The following is a 22,959-nucleotide window of genomic DNA, read 5'->3' on the forward strand; positions in this document are numbered from 1 at the left end:
GCCGACCATATTGATCCCAGCCATAAAGGGATAAGCCAGGGCCGAGGCCAGAATGCCCACGACCATTTCGACGACCACGGCCAGCATTGGGCTGTCGCTGATAACGCCCAGAAGGCCGAAGAAACCACTAATCACGAAGGATGCCGCCAGCAGCACGGCATAGAAGACTAGAAAACCGCCGATGATGATGCCTTTGGTGCCCTTGGTGCGCTGCCAGGCTTCGTTAAGCAGCTCAGCGATGGTGAAGTCGTAGCCGCGGCTCAAGGCCTCTTCGATGCTGGGCACCTGGTTGGCGCGCGGGGTTTCTTGCAATGCGCTGGCGGGGGCCGCGTAGGGATTGCTTGGGCTTATGTCACTCATGGGGCGTCCTTGTGCGAGAGTGGTGATTCAAGTGCATCACTCTAGTCGCCGGCGTAACCCTCTACAAGGCGCGGCCACCCAGTTTGGCCTGTGCGGGCTCAGGCTGTGCTGTCGAGTGCTGGCCATCGGCAGGGGTAAGGCTCTGTTGACCTAAGGTTGTCGGCCGCGACGGATGCCCGCTTGGCGCAGGGCAAGGCACGAGGAGCGAAGTTTGGTTGTTCCAAATGAGCGACGAGAAACGCAGTCCTGCACCAAGCGGACCCCGTCCCTTCGGGTTGCGCGGCAAACCCCGCCATGCGGTGTTGCGGGATTTGGTAAGGGAACACCATTGCCTGCGTCCCGCGCCTAGCCTGGCGGGGTTTGACGCAGCAACGCGGCTCGCAACCTAAGGCCAACAGAGCCTAAACTGCGGGCGCCTTAGCATCAGGACGCCACTGTGACCTCCAGCCTTTTTTGGTACGACTACGAAACCACCGGCATCGACCCGCGCCGCGATCGCCCCCTGCAGGTGGCCGGGATTCGCACGGACGAACAGCTCAATGAAATCGGCGAGCCGCTGAATATCTATTGCCAACCCAGCGACGACATCTTGCCGCATCCGGCCGCTTGCCTGATAACCGGTATCACGCCGAGCAAATTGGCGCAGCAAGGGCTGGACGAGGCCGAGTTTATGGCGCGCGTGCATGCCGAACTGTCACAGCCGGGCACCTGCGGCGTGGGCTATAACAGCCTGCGTTTCGACGATGAGGTGACGCGCTACAGCCTGTATCGCAACTTCTTCGATCCCTATGCCCGGGAGTGGCAAGGCGGTAATAGTCGCTGGGATTTGATCGACCTGGTGCGCACCGCCTATGCCTTGCGTCCCGAGGGGATTGTCTGGCCGGAAGAAGAGGGGCGGGTGACGCTCAAGTTGGAGCGCCTGACCGCCGCCAATGGCATCGAACATGGCCAGGCCCACGATGCCTTGTCCGATGTGCGCGCCACTATCGCCCTGGCGCGCTTGCTGCGCAGCAAACAGCCCAAACTCTACGACTACCTCTATCAATTGCGCAGTAAACAGCGGGTGCTGGACCAAGTACGTTTGCTGCAACCGCTGGTGCATATATCCGGACGTTTTGCCGGGGCGCGGCATTATCTGGCGCTGGTATTGCCCCTGGCTTGGCATCCGCGTAATCGCAATGCGCTGATCGTCTGCGACTTGCATGCCGATATTGCGCCGCTGCTTACTGAGAGTGGCGAAACCCTGCGGCAGCGTTTATATACCCGGCGTGAGCAATTGGCCGAGGGTGAGTTGCCGGTGCCGCTGAAGTTGTTGCATATCAATCGCTGCCCGGTATTGGCGCCGCTGTCGGTATTGCGCGACGCCGATATGCAACGCCTGCAACTGGATATGCCCAGCTATCAGGCGCGGGCGGAGCAATTGCGTGCTGGCCAGGCGCAGTGGCAGGACAAACTTGCCCTGGTGTATGGCGAGGAACAATTCGCGCCGAATCAGGATCCGGAACAACAGTTGTACGAGGGGTTTATTGGCGATCGCGATCGGCGTTTATGCGAGCAAGTGCGTCGCGCCGAACCACAGCGCCTGGCGCAGGATGTCTGGCCGTTTGACGATGCGCGCTTGCCGGAATTGTTGTTTCGTTATCGGGCGCGCAACTTTCCCGGGGGTTTGAGTGGGGCAGAACAACAGCGCTGGTGGGCGTTCTGTCAGCAGCGGCTTAGTCAGCCTGAATATGGGGCGCCTAATACGCTGGCGGGTTTTACCCAGGCCTTAACCGATATATTCGCTACGGTGCCGGCAGAGCAGCAGGCGCTGCTGGCCGAATGGCGCGACTATGCCGAGCAGTTGCGTCAGCGTTATGCCTTGTAATTCAGCGGGCTGGCGCCGTGCCTGGCACGTGTGAGTGGCCTGGCGCGGGCATAAAAAAACGCCAGCAATGCTGGCGTTTTTTTATCTGGGTTGTACCCCGGAGCTACAGCGCTTAGCCCAGCAGGGTTGCCCAGCCTTCTACTACGTCACCGCCCCACTTGGCTTTCCACTCTTTCAAGGTCTTGTGGTTGCCGCCTTTGGTTTCGATAACTTCGCCGGTATTCGGGTTTTTATACTGCTTAACTTTACGGGCGCGCTTGCTGCCAGCTGGCTTGGCGGCGCGAGAGGCTTTGCTGCCTTTGGCTTCTGGGTCGAGCATGGCAATGATGTCGCGCAGGGACTTTTGGTATTCGCCCATCAGGCTGCGCAGTTTGCCTTCGAATTCCAGCTCTTTTTTCAGCTTGTCATCTTGCGACAGGTTTTTCAGGCGCTCTTGCAGTTCTTTGATGGCTTCTTCGGTAGCGCGGTATTCGTTGATCAGCGACATGTGACTTACCTTGTATTCAGGAAAGGTTGGCTAAGTGCTATCAATAATAGTCAGGCACTTTTCACAAGTAAACCGCTTTGTCGAATTTTTCCAGAGTTTGTATTAGGCCTGAATTCATAGAATAAGTGCATTGGCGCGATCTTTAATTCTCGGTGGTTGCGGATCAATACAGCGCCGGCCGTATTTTCGCGGTTATCCGGCGTGCGCTGGTTTAAATAGAAGCGGCTACGTACCGCAGTGGACACTGCGAATAAAGCACCGTGGGTGGTCGCGGGCCGGCTTGCCGCGCTTGCAGGAATACTGCAGTTTTCTGGCTCTGTGGCTAGAATGGCCGACTTTATGCAATCTGCGGAGTGTTTCATGCGCACTTTTCGACTGGTCATTGCTTGCCCGGATAGGGTCGGTATCGTGGCCAAGGTCAGTAACTTTCTGGCCACCTATAACGGTTGGATTACCGAAGCCAGTCATCACTCGGATAATCAGAGTGGCTGGTTCTTTATGCGCCATGAGATTCGTGCCGATTCGCTGCCGTTCGATCTGGACGGTTTTCGTCAGGCCTTTGCACCTATTGCCCGTGAGTTTTCCATGGAGTGGCGGGTGACCGACTCGGCAGTGAAGAAGCGCGTGGTGTTGATGGCCAGTCGCGAGTCCCACTGTCTGGCCGACTTGCTGCACCGCTGGCACAGCGATGAACTGGATTGCGCTATTCCCTGCGTCATCTCCAACCATGACGACCTGCGCAGCATGGTCGAGTGGCACAACATTCCCTACTGCCATGTGCCCGTCGATGCCCAGGACAAACAGTCGGCGTTCGATGAAGTGGCGCGCCTGGTCAAGTCCCATGCGGCCGACGTTATCGTCCTAGCCCGTTATATGCAGATTCTGCCGGCGCAACTCTGTGCGGAGTTCTCCCAGCGGGTGATCAATATCCATCACAGTTTCTTGCCCTCGTTCGTCGGGGCCAAACCCTACCATCAGGCATCGCTGCGCGGGGTCAAACTGATCGGCGCCACTTCGCACTATGTCACCGAGGAGCTGGATGCCGGGCCGATCATCGAACAGGACGTGGTGCGCGTCAGCCACCGCGACAGCATCGAGGAGATGGTGCGCCTGGGCAAGGACGTGGAAAAGATGGTGCTGTCCCGTGGTCTGCGCTATCACTTGGAAGACCGGGTATTGGTGCACAACAACAAGACCGTGGTGTTTGACTGAGTGGCAGATCCTGGATCGCTTTAATGCATGACAGGACACTTGGTCGGCAGGATAAATACTGGCGTGATTGGCCTGCCTGCATAGGCAGCGGGGTGAGTGATGAATGATCCGCTTGAGCGAGCCACCGCCAAGGCGCCGCCTGTGCTGGGCGAGGGCTGTACCCAGCGTTACGACCTCCAGGCCTTGAGCCCTGAGGATGGCGCCGAGTTCGCCGAAGCCGCCGAGTTGTGGCAGCAGTTGCAGCAGGCGCAGCAGATAACCAGCAAGCACAAATAACAACGGGGCACTATTAAGTGCCCCGTTTGCTTTATGGCCGGTTAAATGCGGAAGCTGTCGACCAGCTGCTTGAGCCTGGACGCCTGCTGTTGCAGATCGTCGCAGGCGCGCAGGGTGGCGTTGAGGTTTTCCACGCCTTCCTGGTTGAGGGTGTTGATCTCGTTGATGTCGACGTTGAGCGATTCGATCACCGAGGTCTGCTCCTCGGTGGCGGTGGCCACCGATTGGTTCATGCCGTCGATCTCGCCGATGCGCTGGGTCACGCTGCTCAGGCGCTCGCCGGCCTGGTTGGCGATCTCCACGCTTTCTTCGCTGTAGCGCTGGCTCTCGGTCATGGTGGTGACCGATTCGCGCGAGCCGACCTGCAGCTCTTCGATCATCTTCTCGATTTCCTGCGCCGACTCCTGGGTACGGTGGGCCAGGTTGCGCACCTCGTCGGCGACCACGGCGAAACCGCGCCCGGCCTCGCCGGCGCGCGCCGCTTCGATGGCGGCGTTGAGCGCCAGCAGGTTGGTCTGCTGGGAGATGCTCTTGATCACTTCGAGGATCTGCCCGATGTTCACCGTCTTGCTGTTGAGGGTCTCGATATGGCTGCAGGAGGCGCTGATCTTGCCGGACAGCTCGTTCATCGCGCGGATGGTTTTCTCCACCACCTGGCGGCCGTCCTCGGCTTGCTCGCGGGCATCCGAGGCCTGGGTCGAGGCATCGGCGGCGTTGCGCGCGATCTCCTGGGCGGCGGCCCCCAGTTGATTGATGGCGGCGGCGACGCTGTTGGTGCGGCTGGCCTGCTCGTCGGAGTTGAGCATGGAGGAGTTGGAGGCGCCCAGCACCAGTTTGGCCACTTCGTTGACCTGGCTGGTGGCCGAAGAGACTTCGCGGATCGAGGCATGGATGCGTTCGACAAAGCGGTTGAAGGCGGTGGCCAGGCGGCCGAACTCATCGTTGGATTGAATATGCAGGCGCTTGGTCAGGTCGCCTTCACCCTGGGCGATGTCCTCCATGGCCTTGCCCATCACGGTCAGCGGCTGTAGCAACACGCGGATCAGCATGCTCAGCAGCAGGATGATCAGCACCACGGCAATCAGGGTCGCGACTATGGCGGAGGCGCGGAACTCGCTGAGCATCGCGTAGGCCTTGTCCTTGTCGATGGACAGGCCGACATACCAATTGACCGAAGGCAGGCCTTTGACCTGGGCGAAGGTGAGGATGCGGGTCTGGCCGTCGGCTTCGGCCTCGCTGAGTTCGCTGCCGATGCGCGGGGTATTGCTGGGGAAGACGTCGCTGAGGTTTTTCATCACCAGCTGCTTGTCCGGGTGCACCAGAATCTTGCCGTCGGCGCTGACCAGGAAGGCATAGCCCATGCCGTTGAAGTCCAGGGAGTTGATGATGTCGACCAGGGTATTGAGGCTCAGGTCGCCGCCCACCACGCCAGCGGGCTTGGCCGGTGTGGCGATGGTGATGATCAGTTCGCTGGTGGCGGCATCCACATAGGGCTCGGTCAGGGTGGTACCGCCGGCCGTCATGGCGTCCTTGTACCAGGGACGCTCGCGAGGGTCGTAGTCGGCCGGCATTTCATCTTCCGGGCGCATGATAAAGGAGCCGTCCGTGCTGCCCAGGTAGCTGTAGCCGAAGCTTGCGGTCAGCGCCTTTTGTTCCAGCAGGCCGGCGACCTGATCGGCAGCCGGGGCCCGGGCGATCGACTGGGCCGCGCTTTCCACCAGCAGGGTGCGTCCGGAAAGCCAACTCTGAATATTGCTGGCGGTAACGTTGCCCATTTCCTGCAGGTAGCTTTCCAGGTTGGCGCGTATTGCATTGCGTTGCAGGTAGTCGTTATACAGGGTGAATAGCGCGAAAGCGGAAAGTACCACCAGGGATGCTGCGAGCAGGATCTTGTGGCTGAACTTCAGATTATTGGTCATGGGCTTCTTGCGTCCGGTGAGGTCTGGAACCAGTCTTGGGGCTGGTGCACGGCACAGATGGCGCCGCCGGGGCGGCGTTGCTGAGTATGTCGGCATCGCGGGGGCAAAGCTTTAGGCTCTGTTGGCGTAAGGTTGTCGGCCGCGACGGATGCCCGCTTGGCGCAGGGCAAGGCACGAGGAGCGAAGTTTGGTTGTTCCAAATGAGTGACGAGTAACGCAGTCCTGCGCCAAGCGGGCCCCGTCCCTTCGGGTTGCGCGGCAAACCCCGCCATGCGGTGTTGCGGGACTTGGCAAGGGCGCACCATTACCTGCGTCCCGCGCCTAGCCTGGCGGGGTTTGACGCGGCAACGCGGCCCGTAACCTTACGTCAACAGAGCCTAGTTCAGGGGACATCAAGATGCTTGCAGCAAACCAGTTCGTGCTGGGCGCCGACCCTGACGGCCAACCCGTAGGCCAGCTGTTGCGCCTGGCCAACCGCCATGGGCTGATCGCGGGTGCCACGGGCACCGGCAAGACGGTGACCCTGCAGCGCCTGATCGAGAGCTTCAGCGATGCCGGGGTGGCGGTCTTCGCCGCGGATGTGAAGGGCGACCTCTGCGGCCTGGGCGCGGTCGGCACGCCCCAGGGCAAGGTGGCCGAGCGCATTGCCAGCATGCCCTGGCTCCAGCATCAGCCCGCGGCCTATCCGGTCACGCTGTGGGATGTTCACGGCCACAGCGGCCATCCGCTGCGTACCACCCTGAGCGAGATGGGCCCCTTGCTGCTCGGCGCCCTGCTGGAGCTGACCGACAGCCAGCAAGCCGCGCTGTATGCCGCGTTCAAGGTGGCGGATCGCGAAGGCCTGCTGCTGCTCGACTTGAAAGACCTCAAGGCCTTGCTGGGCCATCTGAAAGACCATCCCGAGGTGTTGGGCGAAGACAGCGCGCTGTTTACCTCGACCTCCTCGCAGGCGCTGCTGCGCAAACTCGCGGGGCTCGAACAGCAGGGCGCCGAGGCGCTGTTCGGTGAGCCGGCGTTGCAGCTGGAAGACATCCTGCATCCCGACCGCGACGGCCGCGGGCGTATCCATCTGCTCGACGCCAGCCGCCTGGTGCATGAGGCACCGAAGGTCTATGCGACCTTCCTGCTCTGGCTGCTGGCCGAGCTGTTCGAACAGCTGCCCGAGCGCGGCGATGCCGACAAGCCGATCCTGGCGCTGTTCTTCGATGAGGCGCACCTGCTGTTCAACGGTACCCCGAAGGCGCTGCAGGAACGTCTGGAACAGGTGGTGCGGCTGATCCGCTCGAAAGGCGTAGGGGTGTATTTCGTCACCCAGTCGCCCGGCGACTTGCCGGATGCGGTGTTGGCACAACTCGGTTTGCGCATCCAGCATGCTCTGCGCGCCTTTACCGCCAAGGAGCAGAAAGCCCTGCGCGCGGTGGCCGATGGTTTCCGTCCCAACCCGAGCATCGACAGCCTGAGGGTGTTGACCGAGCTGGGCATAGGCGAAGCCCTGGTGGGCACCCTGGAGGACCAGGGCACGCCGGCCATGGTGCAGCGCCTGGCCATTGCGCCGCCGCAGTCGCGCATCGGTCCGTTGAGCGAGGACGAGCGGGCAGTCTTGATCCGCCAGTCGCCTTTGGCCGGGCGCTACGACAAGCCGATAGACCGCGAGTCGGCCTACGAACTGCTGACCGCCCGTGCGCAGCAGGCCGCGAGCGAGAAGCCGGAACAGGGCAAGCCGATGGTCGCCGGCAAGGCGGCTGCGGATATCGGCAGCGTGGCGGGCGAGTTGCTCGGCGGCCTGGCCGGCCAGGTGGTGAAATCGGCCATGCGCCAAGCGGCCAACCAGATAGGTCGGCAACTGGTGCGCGGTTTGCTCGGGTCTTTATTGGGCGGCAAGAGGCGTTAAGAACCTGTTTACGATCTGCTGCGCGTCGGCCATCCGGCGTTAAAAACAGCCTCGGCAAGCCGCTAGCGGCTAACGCGCTTTAGCGCGGCCCGAAGGGTGAGTGAAACGAGTCATGCTCATTTACAGCTAGTAAACTGCGCTTCCTCGGCTGTTTTGACCAGCCGAAGGCTGTTACTGACGTAGCGCCTTGTCTGGCTCTAGCTCGCGAGATCGTAGACAGGCTCTAGCCGCTGCGCCATGGCCATGCTCTTGGGCATGGCGTGGCGACCTGTTAGCCGGAAGCTTCATCGGTTCGGCTTTTAAGGTCTTTCTCTATCTTTTCCAGTTCTTTCTCAAACGCTTGGTCGAGAAGGTTGGCTTTCTTGCGCCAGGGTTTGCGCTCGGGGTCCGGTTGAGCGGCGTAGGTAATAACTTCTCCGCCGTATACATCCTTGTAACGCTGCGCCTGGCGCTCGAGTTCGGCGCGCAGTTCGTCTTTCGTCACGTGATAGCCCATGGTCCTGAAAAGAATATTGGCCGGCGCCAGGCCGGTTGCCTGGATGCGCACGGGTGCCAATTGGTGTGTTGCTTGCGCATTAGGTGGCTGTACAAATAGTGCAGGCGCTTGTGCCGAGTGACTATTTGCCGTTAAAAACAGTTACTTGAGTCGCATGTAACGGTTTGTAAAGTGGCTTCTGGTTAATTGCGCGGGGCAATTATGGCGAAGTCGAATTAAATGTCCAGCCCATCTAATAATCTGGTTGCAGTCCATAACGCTGCAGAATAGCGGCTACCTGAGCACTTCTTATCCAGCTTGCCCGGCCCGCGTTGAACGCCGCGAATTGTTGCTCGCTGTAGACTCCTCCGTCAGCAGCAAGGCACGCGGGGTTCCGATACGGTATTGGCAAAGCAGGGCGGTATATGCCGCGGCCATCATTGCAGGCATGGCGGCCAGCGGCATCGCTGCCGGATGAATAACTGAAAGGCGGAAACTCTTCGCTAACAATGTGCAGGGCGCGGCTGCCGAATTACGCGCAGCAGTAAGAGATCAAGTAGCAACAGCGAACGACAGAGCGGCACGAGGTATTCCCTTAGTTACGATGAGTTATGCCGAGGAGTTGGTAAGCAGTGCGGTGTGAAATAGCCGTGCATTAACTTAGCGTATTTCAACCGGCGCGGCTCAGTTCTCGGCGTTTTTTATATAGGCTGGTCCCGGGATGTTCTGGCTTAGGCTGCGGAAAAGCGTTCAGTCAGTTTTTGTGCATAAAAATACTCGGCCAGGCAGTCGACAAAGGCGCGGGTCTTCGCCGGCAGCAAGGTGTGCCCGGAGAAATATACCGAGACATGCCCGGCATCTACATACCAGTTCGGCAACACGCGAAGCAGGCTGCCTTTATCAAGATAGGGCAGGGCATGCGGCAGGCTGACCAGGGCGATGCCCAGGCCCATCTCGGCAGCGCGACAGGCGGCGTCCGGGTCGCTCAGGGTCATGCGCACCGGCAGCTCGATGGCCGCCTCGTCGTTGCTGCGGTTGCGCAGGGTCCAGGGGCGAATGCGCCCGGTCTGCGGCGAGCGGATCAGAATACCGGCGTGCTGCGCCAGTTCGCAGGGCTCGGCAGGGCGCGGCTGGGCGTTCAGGTAGCTGGGGGATGCCACCAGAATACGGTGCGCCGGCGCCAGTTTGCGCGCAACCACCCCGGGCGACAGCTCCATAGCGCCACTGATGGCGGCGTCGAAGCCCTGGCCGATCAGGTCGACCGGGCTGTTATCGAAATGCCAGTCGGGGGTTATCGCCGGATAGCGCTGCAGAAAGTCGCCGAGCATCGGCAGCACGTAATCGCGGCCGAAGGTCACCCCCATGCTCACCTTGAGCGTGCCGGCCGGCTGCCCGGCGGCGCTGGCCAGGTTGGCCACCGCGCGCTGGATGCTGCTTAGGCCGCCGCGTACCTCCAGCAGAAAGCGTTCGCCGGCTTCGGTCAGGGTCAGGCTGCGAGTGCTACGCTGGAACAGACGTACCCCCAGGCTGGCTTCCAGCTTGGCCACGTTCTTGCCCACCGCGGCAGGGGTCAGGCCCAGGCGCCGGGCGGCTTCGGCAAAGCTGCCGGCCTCGGCGCTGCGGACGAAAGATTCCAGGCTGTTTAAGGTTTCCATGGCTGTGCTCTAAACAATTTGGATCGACTGAATATAGCGATTGCCGGCTTATCGGTATGTAGTCTGCGGTGGATACTCAACTCACCCCGGGCCAGTCGCCCGCTTATTCGGAGCCACCAGCATGTCGACCATTACCCGCAACAGCAGCAACCTGAATGACCAAGTCGCCCTGATCCAAGGCGGTTCCCGCGGCATTGGCGCGGCCATCGCCCAGCGTCTGGCCGCTGAAGGCGCCGCCGTCGCCATCACCTACGTCAGTTCGCCAGACAAGGCCGCTGCAGTGGTGCACAGCATCGAAGCCGGCGGCGGCCGCGCCCTGGCCATCAAGGCCGACAGCGCCGATGCCGAGGCGGTGCGTGGCGCGGTCAGGCAGACCGTCGAGCACTTCGGGCGCATCGATATCCTGGTGAACAACGCCGGAGTGCTGGCGATAGCGCCGATCGAAGAATTCAGCCTGGATGACTTCGACCGCACCCTGGCGGTCAACGTACGCAGTGTGTTCGTTGCCAGCCAGGAAGCCGCGCGGCATATGCGTGACGGCGGCCGCATCATCACCATCGGCAGCACCAACGCCGAACGCATGCCATTTGCCGGCGGCAGTGTGTATGCCATGAGCAAGTCGGCCATAGTCGGCCTGACCCGTGGCATGGCCCGTGATCTCGGTCCGCGCGGCATTACGGTGAACAATGTGCAGCCTGGTCCGGTGGATACCGATATGAACCCCGATAGCGGCGATTTCGCCGAGATGATAAAGGGCCTGATGGCGATCAATCGCTACGGCCGGGCCGAGGAAATCGCCGCGTTCGTCGCCTACCTGGCCGGCCCCGAGGCGGGGTATATCACTGGTGCCAGCCTGACCATCGATGGCGGTTTCGCCGCCTGAGTTGCGGTTCGTTCGCTATAAAGCCCCGGGGCCGATGCCTGCGGGGCTTTTGTTTGCAAATGTCGGGTGCGAATTGGTGCCTGACAGAATGCATATCTGTTTGTCGCCTCTGGCGTTTCATCTGTGGGGCAAGAGCTGCGATTCTTGCGGCATAGGTGCAGTGCACCCTCCGGCCTTCGAGGTGTTCATGAACATCAGTGCCAATTTCGACAGCGGCAATATCGAGGTTCTCGATGCCAGCAACCCGCAGCGGGTGCTGCTGGCCATGCGCCGCGATCTCAACAGCCCGCATTTCCAGTGGTTCCACTTCAAGGTCGAGGGCTTGAACCCAGGCCAGCGTTATGGCTTTAGCCTGACCAATGCCGGCCAGTCGTCCTACGCCAATGCCTGGAGCGGTTATCAGGCCGTGGCGTCCTACGACCAGGTCAACTGGTTTCGCGTGCCCAGCCGCTTTGAAAACGACGCGCTCGATTTCGCGATAGAGCCGAGCGAGGCGCAGGTGTGGTTTGCCTACTTCGAGCCCTATAGCCGCGCCCGCCATGCCTGGTTGATCGAGCAGGCGCTGAGCAAGTCCGGTGCCGAGTTGTTCGCCTGTGGCAAGAGCATCGAGGGCCGTGACATCCAGTTGCTGCGCGTCAGCCGCAACCCGGACGCCCAGCGCAATATCTGGCTGATCGCCCAGCAGCATCCCGGCGAGCATATGGCCGAGTGGTTTATGGAAGGGCTGATCGAGCGTCTGCAGCAACGCGGCGATGCCGAACTGGATGCGTTGCTGGCGCAGGCCGACCTGTACCTGGTGCCGAATATGAATCCGGACGGTGCCTTCCGTGGTCATCTGCGCACCAACGCCGCCGGCCGCGACCTGAACCGCGCCTGGCAATCGGCCAGCGAGGCGGATAGCCCCGAGGTGTATTTCGTGCAGCAGCAGATGCGCGCGGTGGGCGTCGACCTGTTTCTGGATATCCACGGCGACGAGGAAATTCCCCACGTGTTTACCGCCGGCTGCGAAGGCAATCCGGGTTACCGCCCGCGCCTGGAACGCCTGGAAAGCCAGTTCCGTCGCCTGTTGGTGGATATGGGCGCCGAGTTCCAGACGGAGTTCGGCTATAAGCGCGACGAGCCGGGCCAAGCCAATATCACCCTGGCTTGCAATGCGGTGGGTGAGGAATTCGACTGCCTGGCCTTTACCATCGAAATGCCCTTCAAGGACCACGACGACCACCCCAACCCGCAAACGGGTTGGAACGGTGAGCGCTCCAAGCAGCTGGGCAAGGATGTGCTTAGCGTGGCGGCGGCCATGGTGGGGCAACTGCGCGAGTAACGAGCTGGAACAGTTGCTGGATAAGGCTGTGCCCTATCCAACCAACCGGTATGGGCGTAGGGCGGACCTGCCTCCAGGCTTGTCCGCCGTTAGAACCTGCTTTTACGATCTCGCGAGCTAGAGCCAGACAAGGCGCTACGTTAGTAACAGCCTTCGGCTGGTAAAAACGCCGAGGAAGCGGAGTTTACGAGCTGTAAATGAGCATGACTCGTTTCACTCACCCTTCGGGCCGCGCTAAAGCGCGTTAGCCGCTAGCGGCTTGCCGAGGCTGTTTTTAACGCCGGATGGCCGACGCGCAGCAGATCGTAAACAGGTTCTTACCGGTGGCGTCAGCCGCGGTAGTAGCGCTGCGGCACAAAGGGGGTCTTGGCCACTTTCATCGCCACGCGCTTGCCGCGCACCATGGCCCACAGCTGGGTGCCCTTGGCGACATGGCTGCTCTGCACATAGCCCATGGCCACCGGCGCGCCCAGGCTCGGGCCGAAGCCACCGCTGCACACCGAACCAATCACATTGCCGTCGGCATCGACGATTTCCGCGCCCTCGCGCACCGGCACGCGCTCCTGCGGCAGCAGGCCGACGCGCTTGCTGGTCACGCCCGCTTGCTGTTGTTCGAAGATCCGTGCGGCACCGGGGAAGCCGCCGGCACGCGCACCGTCGGCGCGGCGCGCCTTGGAGATGGCCCACAGCAGGCTGGCTTCGATCGGCGTGGTGGCCGTGCTCATATCGTGGCCGTACAGGCACAGGCCGGCTTCCAGGCGCAGCGAGTCGCGGGCGCCGAGGCCGATGGCTTCCACTTCCGGCTCGGCCAGCAGGCTGCGCGCCAGGGTTTCGGCGGCTGCGGCCGGCACCGAGATTTCGAAGCCGTCTTCACCTGTATAGCCGGAGCGGCTGACGTAGCAATCGACGCCCAGCAGGCGCACCGGGGCGAACTGCATAAAGGTCATCTCGCGCACTTGCGGCGCCAGGCGGGCCAGCACGTCGACGGCCTTAGGGCCTTGCAGGGCGAGCAGGGCGCGCTCTTCAAATAGATTCTCTATCGTGCATTGGTTGCCGATATGTTTCTGCAGATGGGCCAGGTCCTGCTCCTTGCAGGCGGCGTTGACCACCAGGAACAGCGTGTCGTTGCCCAGGTTGGCGACCATCAGGTCGTCGAGGATGCCGCCGTTGTCGTCGGTGAACATGGCGTAGCGCTGCATGCCCAGCGGCAGGTCGATGATGTCCACCGGCACCAGGGTTTCCAGGGCCTTGGCGGCATTGGCGCCGCGCAGCACTATCTGGCCCATATGCGACACATCGAACAGGCCGGCCTGGGCGCGGCTGTGCAGGTGTTCCTTCATCACGCCGAGCGGGTACTGCACCGGCATGTCATAGCCGGCGAAGGGCACCATGCGCGCGCCAAGTTCCAGGTGCAGGGCATGTAGCGGGGTTTTCGCCAGGGTTTCGTTGGTCATGCGGTTCTCCATGTCGGTAAACGTTGCTTTTGTAGGAGCGAGCTTGCTCGCGATCCGCAGCTAAAAGCATCGCCAGCAAGCTGGCTCCTACAGGGTTGTATGGGGTGTCGTGGTCAGCATTCGATAATATTGACCGCCAAACCGCCGCGGGCGGTTTCCTTGTATTTGCTGCTCATATCGGCGCCGGTCTGGCGCATGGTGCGTATCACCTTATCCAGCGACACGAAGTGCTGGCCGTCGCCGCGCAGGGCCATGCGCGCGGCATTGATCGCCTTGACCGAACCCATGGCGTTGCGTTCGATGCAGGGCACCTGGACCAGCCCGCCTATGGGGTCGCAGGTCAGGCCGAGGTTGTGTTCCATGCCGATCTCGGCGGCGTTTTCCACCTGGTTGACGCTGCCGCCCAGCACTTCGCACAGGGCGCCGGCGGCCATCGAACAGGCCACGCCGACCTCGCCCTGGCAGCCGACTTCGGCGCCGGAGATCGAGGCGTTTTCCTTGTAGAGGATGCCGATGGCGGCGGCGGTGAGCAGAAAACGCACCACGCCGTCGTCGTTGGCGCCCGGGATAAAGCGGCTGTAGTAATGCAGCACCGCCGGCACTATGCCGGCCGCACCATTGGTCGGTGCGGTCACCACGCGGCCGCCGCTGGCGTTTTCCTCATTCACCGCCAGGGCGTAAAGGTTGACCCAGTCCAGCACGCTGAGGGCGTCGCGCAAGGCGGCTTCCGGGTGCTGGCACAGCTGGCGATGCAGGGCGGCGGCGCGGCGTTTGACCTTGAGCCCGCCAGGCATGATGCCTTCGTTACGGCAGCCAGCCTCGACGCAGTCCTGCATCACCTGCCAGATTTTCAGCAGGCGTGCACGGGTCTCGGCTTCCGGGCGCCAGGCCGCTTCGTTGGCCAGCATCAGCTGGCTGATCGACAGCTGGTGTTCGGCGCAATGGGCGAGCAATTGTTTGCCGGTGGTAAAGGGGTAGGCCAGCGGGGTCTGGTCTTCGACTATGCGATCCGCGCCGGCGGCCTGTTCGTCCACCACGAAGCCGCCACCCACCGAGTAGTACTCGCGCGAACGTATCTGCAAACCAGCGGCATCGAAGGCGCGAAAGATCATGCCGTTGGGGTGGAATACCAACGGCTTGCGGATCATCGCCAGGTGCTGTTTCTCGACGAAGCGGATGCTCTTCTCGCCCAGCAGCTTGAGTTCGCCGGACGCGCGGATCAGCGCCAGGCGCTCGTCGACCGTGCTGGTGTCGACCGTGTCCGGCTGTTCGCCTTGCAGGCCGAGCAGCACGGCCTTGTCGCTGCCGTGGCCCTTGCCGGTGGCACCTAAGGAGCCGTACAGCTCGACCTTTACCGACTCGGTTGCGGCCAACAGCTCGTCGCGGCGCAGGCCTTCGACAAAGCGCAGGGCGGCGAGCATGGGGCCGACTGTGTGCGAGCTGGACGGGCCGATGCCGATTTTAAATAGGTCAAAAACGCTCAGTGACATGGTGCTCTCCTGCTTCCTGTTCTGATCCCGACTCGGTAAGTCGGCCTTGATGCAGCGCGGCTTGTGCCCGCGCCTGCGTTCAGCAAAAAGAAGCCTGCGTATCTAATCAGCGTAGACCGGGAAGCCGGCGCAAAGGTTGGCGACCTGACCAGGGACAGGCCCGCGCCTTGGGTTGTCATCGCCGTGCCGCGGGTCGTGCGGGCTAAACATGATGAGGTTCCTTGCTTGTTGTTCTTTTGGGTACAACTGACCCGCCCCGGGTAGGGGTGAGTCGAAATCTTAGGTAAACAAAATCGTAGGATGGGTTAGCGGCGCCTGGCACTGAACATGCTGACAACACCGCTCTTGAGCGCCGCGTAACCCATCGTTGATGGGGACGTGGTGCCGTGATGGGTATCGCTACGCTCAACCCATCCTACGGTTTTTCTCGCCTTAGGCGTCCTGATAGGCCTCGATGGACGGGCAGGCGCAGATCAGGTTGCGGTCGCCGAACACGTTGTCGACGCGGCCGACCGGCGGCCAGTACTTGGCCTCGATCAGGCTGGCCACCGGGTACACGGCCTGTTCGCGGCTGTAGCCGTGAGTCCACTCGCCGACCAGTTCCTGGGCGGTGTGCGGCGCGTTCTTCAGCGGGTTGTCGTTGGCGTCCAGATGACCTGCTTCCACCGCGCGAATCTCTTCGCGGATGGCGATCATGGCGTCGCAGAAGCGGTCCAGCTCTTCCTTGGATTCGCTCTCGGTCGGCTCGATCATCAGGGTGCCGGCCACAGGGAAGGACATGGTCGGGGCGTGGAAGCCGAAGTCGATCAGGCGCTTGGCCACGTCGTCGACGCTGATGCCGCTGCTGTCCTTGAGCGGGCGGATATCCAGGATACACTCGTGGGCCACCAGGCCGTTGCTGCCCGAATACAGCACCGGGTAGTGCTCTTCCAGACGGCGGGCGATGTAGTTGGCGCCCAGAATGGCCATCTGCGAGGCGCGCTTGAGGCCTGCCCCGCCCATCATGCTGATATACATCCAGGTGATCGGCAGGATGCTGGCGCTGCCGAACGGCGCGGCGCTGACCGCACCGATCTTGCGCGCCATATTGGCGTGACCGGGCAGGAAGGGGATCAGGTGCGCCTTGACGCCGATCGGGCCGACGCCCGGGCCGCCACCGCCGTGGGGGATGCAGAAGGTCTTGTGCAGGTTCAGGTGCGACACGTCGCCGCCGAACTTGCCCGGGGCGCACAGGCCGACCATGGCGTTCATATTGGCGCCGTCGATATACACCTGGCCGCCGTTGTCATGGACGATCTGGGCAATCTCGCGGATGCCTTCCTCGAACACGCCGTGGGTCGAGGGGTAGGTGATCATCAGCGCGGCCAGGCGCTCTTTATGTTCCTCTGCTTTCGCGCGCAGGTCGGCGATATCGACGTTGCCGCTGCTGTCGCAGGCGGTCACCACCACGCGCATGCCGGCCATGCTGGCGGTGGCCGGGTTGGTGCCGTGGGCCGATTGCGGGATCAGGCAGATATCGCGCTGCTCCTCTCCGCGACTGTGGTGGTAAGCGCGGATCGCCAGCAGGCCGGCGTATTCACCCTGGGAGCCGGCGTTCGGCTGCAGGGAGATGCCGTCATAGCCGGTGGCCGCGCAGAGCATGGCTTCCAGCTCGCTGGTCAGCTGGGTGTAACCCTGGCTCTGCTCGGCCGGGGCGAAGGGGTGCAGGTTGCCGAACTCGGCCCAGGTCACCGGGATCATCTCGCTGGCGGCGTTGAGCTTCATGGTGCAGGAACCCAGCGGGATCATGCTGCGATCCAGCGCCAGATCCTTGTCGGCCAGCTTGCGCAGGTAGCGCATCAGCTCGGTTTCGCTGTGATAGCGGTTAAACACCGGGTGGCTGAGGATGGCCGACTCGCGCAGCAGGCCTTGCGGCAGCTGGGCGCTGACGCCGGCCGCCAACTCGGCGAAAGCCGGCACGGCTTTGCCCTCGGCGAATACCGCCAGCAGCGCTTCGATGGCGGCCTGGTCGCTGGTTTCGTCCAGGGACAGGCCCAGGCGCTCGCCGTCAACGATGCGCAGGTTGATCCCGGCGGCGCGGGCCTTGCCGTGCAGATCGGCGGTCTTGGCGCCGGTGGCCAGGGTCAGGGTGTCGAAGAAGAATTCCTGTTCGACGCTGTAACCCAGGGCGCGCAGGCCCTTGGCCAGGATCGCGGTGAACTGGTGCACACGCTGGGCGATCTGGGTCAGGCCCTTCGGGCCGTGGTACACGGCGTACATGCTGGCGATATTGGCCAGCAGCACCTGGGCGGTACAGATGTTACTGGTGGCCTTCTCGCGGCGGATATGTTGCTCGCGGGTCTGCATGGCCAGGCGCAGGGCCGGCTTGCCGAAACGGTCCACCGAGACGCCGACCAGGCGGCCCGGCATGTCGCGCTTGAATGCATCGCGGGTGGCGAAGTAGGCGGCGTGCGGGCCACCGAAACCCAGCGGCACCCCGAAGCGCTGGGCGCTGCCCAGGGCCACGTCGGCGCCGAATTCGCCCGGCGCGGTCAGCAGGCACAGGGCCAGCAGGTCGGCGGCCACGGCCACCAGGGCGCCCACGGCATGGAAGCGCTCGACCAGCGCGCGGTAATCGAAGATATCGCCGTTGCTCGCCGGGTACTGCAGCAGCGCGCCGAAGTAGGCGCTGGCATCGGTGATGGCGCTTTCGTCGCCTATCACCACTTCGATGCCCAGGGGCTCGGCACGGGTGCGCAGCACGTCGAGGGTCTGCGGGTGGCAGTGCTGGGAGGCGAAGAAGCTGTTGCTGGCCTTGTTCTTCGACAGGCGCTTGCAGAAGGTCATGGCCTCGGCGGCGGCGGTGGCCTCGTCCAGCAGGGAGGCGTTGGCGATCTGCATACCGGTGAGGTCGCTGATCAGGGTCTGGAAGTTCAGCAGGGATTCCAGACGGCCCTGGGAAATCTCCGGCTGGTAGGGGGTGTAGGCGGTGTACCAGGCCGGGTTTTCCAGCAGGTTGCGCAGGATGGCGCTAGGCGTGTGGGTGCCGTAATAGCCCTGGCCGATAAAGGTGCGCAGTTGCTGGTTCTTGCCGGCTATGGCCTTGATCTTGGCCAGGGCGTCGGCTTCCGACAGGCCCGGCTGCTGGCCGAGTACGCTGCTGCCCTTGATGCTGTCGGGGATGACGTTATCGGTCAGCGCATCGATGGAGTCGAAACCGAGCAGCTGCAGCATGGCGGCGGTGTCGGCGTCGCGCGGGCCGATATGCCGGGCGATAAATTCGTTCTGGGTGGTCAGCTTGGTCATCACAGTCTCTCAGGCGTCAGCATTGGCGTTGAGCAGGCGCTCGTAGGCGGCCTGATCGAGCAGGTCGGCTACCGCGCTGGCATTGGCCGGACGGAAACGGAAGAACCAACCCTGGCCCAGGGGATCTTCGTTGACCAGCTCAGGACTGGATTCTAGCTGGCCGTTGACCTCGACCACCTCGCCGTTCAGCGGCATGGCGATATTGCTGGCGGCTTTTACCGATTCCAGCACCGCGACTTCTTCGCCCTCGCTGTAGCTCTGGATTTCCGGCAGCTGCACGAACACCACGTCACCCAAGGCTTCCTGGGCGTAGGCGGTGATGCCCACGGTGACCAGGCCATCGGCATCCTGACGCAGCCATTCGTGCTCGACGGTAAAACGCAATTCGCTCATGTGTACTCCTCAAGGGTTTGCCTCGCCCTTTCTGTCGGGGGCGATGTGCGGGGCTCGCGCTGGGCGGCGAGCGTGGGTCGAAAGCTCATAGCAAACAGAATGCCATTTTAAAATAATTCAATAAAAACAATAACTTACGTTTTTATCCTGACTTTCGTATACCGAGACATGTAGCGAATTCGATACGGATCATGGCGATTCGAGGCATAAGTGCCAGGGCAGGGCCCTGATGTCGCGGGCTGACAGCTGCGTGTCGTTTTCACTACGGCGTATTGATTTCAATACGAATGGTGCCGCGCGCTGTGTTATTTCCGCGCAGGCCCTGCTGCAAGGCGCCTGCTGGCAGCGTCCTGGTCCAGCTGCTGCGGCCCGTAAGCCCATTCACCCGGGCTATGGTGGCCTATTGCCTAGGCCCATGGCTGGGCCCTGATGGGCCAGAACAGAGGGCTGTTCACTCTTTCGGTGGATAGGCCAATTACCTCTTTCGGGCGCTTATCCATTGCCAGGCTGCTGGGTAGCTTGTGGCCTCTACATGAAACCCCGCTTTCCAGGAGAGCCGCATGAGAACAAGAACAAGACATGCCCGCTTCCAGCCGTGCGCACTGGCAGTTGCCGTCGCTCTGGGCTGTGTTGCGCCTGTCCAGGCCGTGACCTTCAATATCGGTGAAATCGAAGGGCAGTTCGACTCGTCCCTGTCGATTGGCGCCAGCTGGTCTACGCGTGGCGCAGATCCAGATCTGATCGGCACCATCAATGGCGGCACTGCGGCTTCATCGACCAGCGACGACAACCGCCTGAACTTCAAGAAGGGCGAAACCTTCTCGAAGATCTTCAAGGGTATCCATGATCTCGAACTGAAGTACGGTGACACCGGCGTATTCGTACGCGGCAAGTACTGGTATGACTTCGAATTGAAAGATGAAAGTCGCCTGTTCAAGGACATCGACGATCACAACCGCAAGGAAGGCGCTCAGGCTTCCGGCGCGCAGGTTCTCGATGCCTTTATCTACCACAACTACAGCATTGCCGATTTGCCGGGTAGCGTGCGGGTCGGCAAGCAGGTGGTCAGCTGGGGCGAGAGCACTTTTATCGGCAACAGCATCAACTCGATCAATCCGGTCGACGCCGCGGCATTCCGCCGCCCCGGCGCGGAGATCAAGGAAGGTCTGATCCCGGTCAATATGTTCTATGTCGCGCAGAGTCTGACCGACAACTTGTCCATGGAGGCCTTCTATCAGCTCGAATGGGATCAGACGGTTGCCGATAACTGCGGCACCTTCTTCTCCAGCAGCGATGTGGTGGCCGATGGCTGCGACAACAACCTGACCGTACCCGGCAGTACCACTCCGGCGGGAGTCGCAGGCATCCGCGCGCTGCAACCCATTGCCGCTGCCACAGGTTCTGGTTTCGAGATCGAAGATGAAGGTGTGGTGGTGCAGCGCGGTGGCGATCGGGATGCCCGGGATAACGGCCAGTACGGTCTGGCCTTGCGCTGGCTGGGTGATAACACCGAGTACGGCGCCTACTATATGAACTACCACAGCCGTACCCCCTTCTTTAATACCCAAACCGCAGACGCCGCCACCTTTGCTCAATTTGATCCAGCTTCGATAGGTGACCCAACCACCACGCTGGGTTTGTTATGCGCTGTCTTTGGCCCTGGTTGCGGTGGTCCGGCTTTCCTCGGAGCAGCCGGTGCCTTGGCATCAGTCACCGCTTTGGGTAACGGCGAATACTTTATGAGCTATCCCGAGGATATCCGGCTGTATGGCCTGAGCTTCTCGACCGTGCTGCCCACCGGTACGTCCTGGGCCGGCGAGGCGAGCTATCGCCCCAATGCGCCGATCCAGATCAACAGCACCGCGCTCAACACAGCACTGGTCAACCCGCTCACTGGCGGCGCCGCTGCCCCCACCATCGAGACCACGCCGGGTGCGGAGAACCAGGGTTATCGCCGCAAGGAAATTACCCAGGTGCAGACCACCTTCACCCACTTCTTCGATCGGGTACTGGGCGCCAGCCGCCTGACCCTGGTCGGCGAAATCGGTGCGGCCCACGTGGGCGGCCTGGAGCGCCGTGAGGATCTGCAATACGGCCGCGACTCCATCTTCGGTGCCTATAGCGCGACCAACGATGATGGCTTCGTCACCACCACCTCCTGGGGCTACCGTGCCCGCGGCATCCTGGAATACCCGAACGTGATCGCCGGGGTGAACCTCAAGCCAAGCGTGTCCTGGTCCCATGACGTCGACGGTTACGGCCCTAATGGCCTGTTCAATGAAGGGTCCAAGGCCGTCAGCCTGGGTCTGGATGCCGATTACCAGAACACCTATAACGCCAGCCTCAGTTACACCGACTTCTTCGGTGGCGAGTACAACACCGCCATCGACCGTGACTTCGTCGCCCTGAGTTTTGGTGTGAACTTCTGATCAACGCAGCGCAAAGGATCCGTCCATGATGAAAACTACAAGAATCCTGCAAACCGGGGCGCTGGCGCTGACCTTGTTGGCCAGCAGCGTAATGGCGGCCGTTTCCCCGGAGGAAGCGGCGCAACTGGGCAGCAGCCTGACTCCGCTGGGTGCGGAAATGGCCGGCAACGCCGACGGCAGCATCCCGGCCTGGACCGGCGGTCTGCCGGAAAATGCCGGCAACGCCGACAGCAAGGGCTTCCTCGCCGACCCCTTCGCCAGCGAGCAACCGCTGTTCACCATCACCGCGGCCAATGCCACGCAGTACCAGGACAAGCTGTCCGCCGGGCAACAGGCGATGCTCAAGCGTTACCCCGACAGCTACAAGATCCCGGTCTACCCGAGTCATCGCAGCGCCGCGGTGCCCGAGGCTATCTATGCCGCGGCGAAGAAGAGCGCGCTGAACACCAGCAGCATCGACGGTGGCAACGGTCTGCAGAACTTCAGTGACAGCCGTTACTACGCCTTCCCGATCCCCAAGAGCGGGGTCGAGGTGGTGTGGAACCATATCACCCGCTACCGCGGTGGCAACGTGCGCCGCTGGATCACTCAGGCGACTCCGCAGACCAATGGCTCCTACAGCCTGGTCAAGTTCGAGGACGAAATCGCCTTCCCCTCCGACATGCCCGACGTCGACCCGGTCAAGGCGAGCAATGTGCTGCTCTACTTCAAGCAGCGGGTGACCGCGCCGTCGCGCCTGGCCGGTAACGTGCTGCTGGTGCACGAGACCATCGACCAGGTCAAGGAACCGCGTCTGGCGTGGATCTACAACGCCGGTCAGCGCCGCGTACGGCGCGCCCCGCAGGTGGCCTATGACGGCCCGGGTACCGCGTCCGATGGCATGCGCACCTCGGATAACTTCGACCTGTTCTCCGGCGCACCGGATCGCTACGACTGGAAGCTGGTGGGCAAGAAGGAGATGTATATCCCCTACAACAGCTTCAAGCTGGACTCGCCGGCGCTGAAATATGACGACGTGATCAAGGCCGGGCATATCAACCAGGACCTGACCCGTTACGAGCTGCACCGGGTCTGGGAAGTGGAAGCCACGCTGAAGTCCGGCGAGCGGCATATCTACGCCAAGCGCCATATGTACTTCGACGAGGACAGCTGGCAGCTGGCCCTGGTCGACCACTACGACGGTCGCGGCCAGCTGTGGCGCGTCGCCGAAGGGCATACGCAGAGCTACTACCACCACAAGATGACCGGCTATACCCTGGAAGCGCTGTACGACGTGATCGCCGGGCGCTACCTGGCCCTGGGCATGAAGAACGAAGAGAAGTCCGCCTACAGCTTCGGCTTCGAGGCCAACGGCGCCGATTACACCCCGGCGGCCCTGCGCAGCTCCGGCGTGCGTTAACGGCAGCTCGCAACACTGTTACTCCATGACTTAGGCGGCCCGCGGGCCTAATGCCGATCAGTTAAGCCCTCTTACTTGACCTTTGGCCGCAAGAAATCAAAATCCGATGCCAGTATTGGCATCGGATTTTTTATGCGTCTCGCTCGGGCACTGGAACTCACCC

Annotated in this window: 16 protein-coding genes and 2 pseudogenes; 8 read left to right on the forward strand and 10 right to left on the reverse strand. The window is 62.1% G+C overall.

Annotated features, from left to right (window positions below; all coding sequences use genetic code 11):
* Window positions 1-360: pseudogene (locus Q8Q83_RS00075) on the reverse strand (hypothetical protein); the annotation flags it as partial.
* A 436-nt stretch (window positions 361-796) separates the two neighbouring features.
* Between Q8Q83_RS00075 and sbcB the strand changes: the two are divergent.
* The gene (sbcB, locus tag Q8Q83_RS00080; protein ID WP_305620047.1) at window positions 797-2,227 is read left to right on the forward strand and encodes an exodeoxyribonuclease I; all 1,431 of its coding nucleotides are present in this window, start codon (window positions 797-799) and stop codon (window positions 2,225-2,227) included.
* A 112-nt stretch (window positions 2,228-2,339) separates the two neighbouring features.
* Here sbcB and mvaT read toward each other — a convergent pair whose 3' ends face one another.
* Window positions 2,340-2,714, reverse strand: a complete 375-nt coding sequence (gene mvaT / locus Q8Q83_RS00085; protein ID WP_305620048.1) for a histone-like nucleoid-structuring protein MvaT — start codon at window positions 2,712-2,714, stop codon at window positions 2,340-2,342.
* A gap of 360 nt (window positions 2,715-3,074) precedes the next feature.
* Here mvaT and purU point away from each other — a divergent pair, with 360 nt between their 5' ends.
* On the forward strand, window positions 3,075-3,926 hold the full coding sequence (purU, locus tag Q8Q83_RS00090) for a formyltetrahydrofolate deformylase (RefSeq protein ID WP_305620050.1): 852 nt from the start codon (window positions 3,075-3,077) through the stop codon (window positions 3,924-3,926).
* 99 nt (window positions 3,927-4,025) lie between these two features.
* The gene (locus tag Q8Q83_RS00095) at window positions 4,026-4,202 is read left to right on the forward strand and encodes a hypothetical protein (protein WP_305620052.1); all 177 of its coding nucleotides are present in this window, start codon (window positions 4,026-4,028) and stop codon (window positions 4,200-4,202) included.
* Window positions 4,203-4,243: 41 nt separating this feature from the next.
* Here Q8Q83_RS00095 and Q8Q83_RS20135 read toward each other — a convergent pair whose 3' ends face one another.
* Window positions 4,244-5,008 (reverse strand): methyl-accepting chemotaxis protein, encoded by a 765-nt coding sequence (locus Q8Q83_RS20135; protein ID WP_371132330.1) that lies wholly within the window; start codon window positions 5,006-5,008, stop codon window positions 4,244-4,246.
* A gap of 90 nt (window positions 5,009-5,098) precedes the next feature.
* Window positions 5,099-6,217 (reverse strand): annotated as a pseudogene (locus Q8Q83_RS20140) (cache domain-containing protein); the annotation flags it as partial.
* Window positions 6,218-6,518: 301 nt separating this feature from the next.
* On the opposite strand from Q8Q83_RS20140, the gene Q8Q83_RS00105 reads away from it, so the two are divergent.
* Window positions 6,519-8,012 (forward strand): helicase HerA-like domain-containing protein, encoded by a 1,494-nt coding sequence (locus Q8Q83_RS00105; RefSeq protein WP_305620055.1) that lies wholly within the window; start codon window positions 6,519-6,521, stop codon window positions 8,010-8,012.
* A 271-nt stretch (window positions 8,013-8,283) separates the two neighbouring features.
* Here the strand turns inward: Q8Q83_RS00105 and Q8Q83_RS00110 are convergent, their stop codons facing one another.
* Together Q8Q83_RS00110 and Q8Q83_RS00115 are read right to left on the reverse strand one after the other, a co-directional pair.
* Window positions 8,284-8,496 carry a hypothetical protein gene (locus Q8Q83_RS00110; RefSeq protein WP_305620073.1) on the reverse strand — a complete coding sequence of 71 codons (213 nt, stop codon included), beginning with the start codon at window positions 8,494-8,496 and terminating at the stop codon, window positions 8,284-8,286.
* 722 nt (window positions 8,497-9,218) lie between these two features.
* Window positions 9,219-10,142, reverse strand: coding sequence for a LysR family transcriptional regulator (locus Q8Q83_RS00115; RefSeq protein WP_305620057.1), 924 nt, complete (start codon window positions 10,140-10,142; stop codon window positions 9,219-9,221).
* A gap of 121 nt (window positions 10,143-10,263) precedes the next feature.
* On the opposite strand from Q8Q83_RS00115, the gene Q8Q83_RS00120 reads away from it, so the two are divergent.
* Both Q8Q83_RS00120 and Q8Q83_RS00125 read left to right on the forward strand, forming a co-directional pair.
* A complete protein-coding gene (locus tag Q8Q83_RS00120; RefSeq protein ID WP_305620059.1) occupies window positions 10,264-11,025 on the forward strand; it encodes a 3-oxoacyl-ACP reductase family protein in 762 nt (253 codons plus the stop codon).
* A gap of 187 nt (window positions 11,026-11,212) precedes the next feature.
* Window positions 11,213-12,346: a M14-type cytosolic carboxypeptidase gene (locus tag Q8Q83_RS00125; protein WP_305620061.1), complete on the forward strand. Its 1,134-nt coding sequence runs from the start codon at window positions 11,213-11,215 to the stop codon at window positions 12,344-12,346.
* A gap of 329 nt (window positions 12,347-12,675) precedes the next feature.
* Here Q8Q83_RS00125 and gcvT read toward each other — a convergent pair whose 3' ends face one another.
* From gcvT to gcvH, 4 genes are all read right to left on the reverse strand, one after another.
* On the reverse strand, window positions 12,676-13,800 hold the full coding sequence (gcvT, locus tag Q8Q83_RS00130; protein WP_305620063.1) for a glycine cleavage system aminomethyltransferase GcvT: 1,125 nt from the start codon (window positions 13,798-13,800) through the stop codon (window positions 12,676-12,678).
* A 113-nt stretch (window positions 13,801-13,913) separates the two neighbouring features.
* Window positions 13,914-15,290: an L-serine ammonia-lyase gene (locus tag Q8Q83_RS00135; RefSeq protein ID WP_305620065.1), complete on the reverse strand. Its 1,377-nt coding sequence runs from the start codon at window positions 15,288-15,290 to the stop codon at window positions 13,914-13,916.
* A gap of 432 nt (window positions 15,291-15,722) precedes the next feature.
* Window positions 15,723-18,575 (reverse strand): aminomethyl-transferring glycine dehydrogenase, encoded by a 2,853-nt coding sequence (gcvP, locus tag Q8Q83_RS00140; protein WP_305620067.1) that lies wholly within the window; start codon window positions 18,573-18,575, stop codon window positions 15,723-15,725.
* Between the two features lie 9 nt (window positions 18,576-18,584).
* Entirely contained in the window at window positions 18,585-18,968 is a 384-nt protein-coding gene (gcvH, locus tag Q8Q83_RS00145; RefSeq protein ID WP_305620068.1) for a glycine cleavage system protein GcvH, read from the reverse strand.
* Between the two features lie 560 nt (window positions 18,969-19,528).
* On the opposite strand from gcvH, the gene Q8Q83_RS00150 reads away from it, so the two are divergent.
* Window positions 19,529-21,397 (forward strand): DUF1302 domain-containing protein, encoded by a 1,869-nt coding sequence (locus Q8Q83_RS00150; RefSeq protein ID WP_305620070.1) that lies wholly within the window; start codon window positions 19,529-19,531, stop codon window positions 21,395-21,397.
* Between the two features lie 28 nt (window positions 21,398-21,425).
* The gene (locus tag Q8Q83_RS00155; RefSeq protein ID WP_305620071.1) at window positions 21,426-22,796 is read left to right on the forward strand and encodes a DUF1329 domain-containing protein; all 1,371 of its coding nucleotides are present in this window, start codon (window positions 21,426-21,428) and stop codon (window positions 22,794-22,796) included.
* Window positions 22,797-22,959: the final 163 nt, after the last annotated feature.

This window comes from Pseudomonas sp. (assembly GCF_030696055.1).
Classification (GTDB): domain Bacteria; phylum Pseudomonadota; class Gammaproteobacteria; order Pseudomonadales; family Pseudomonadaceae; genus Aquipseudomonas.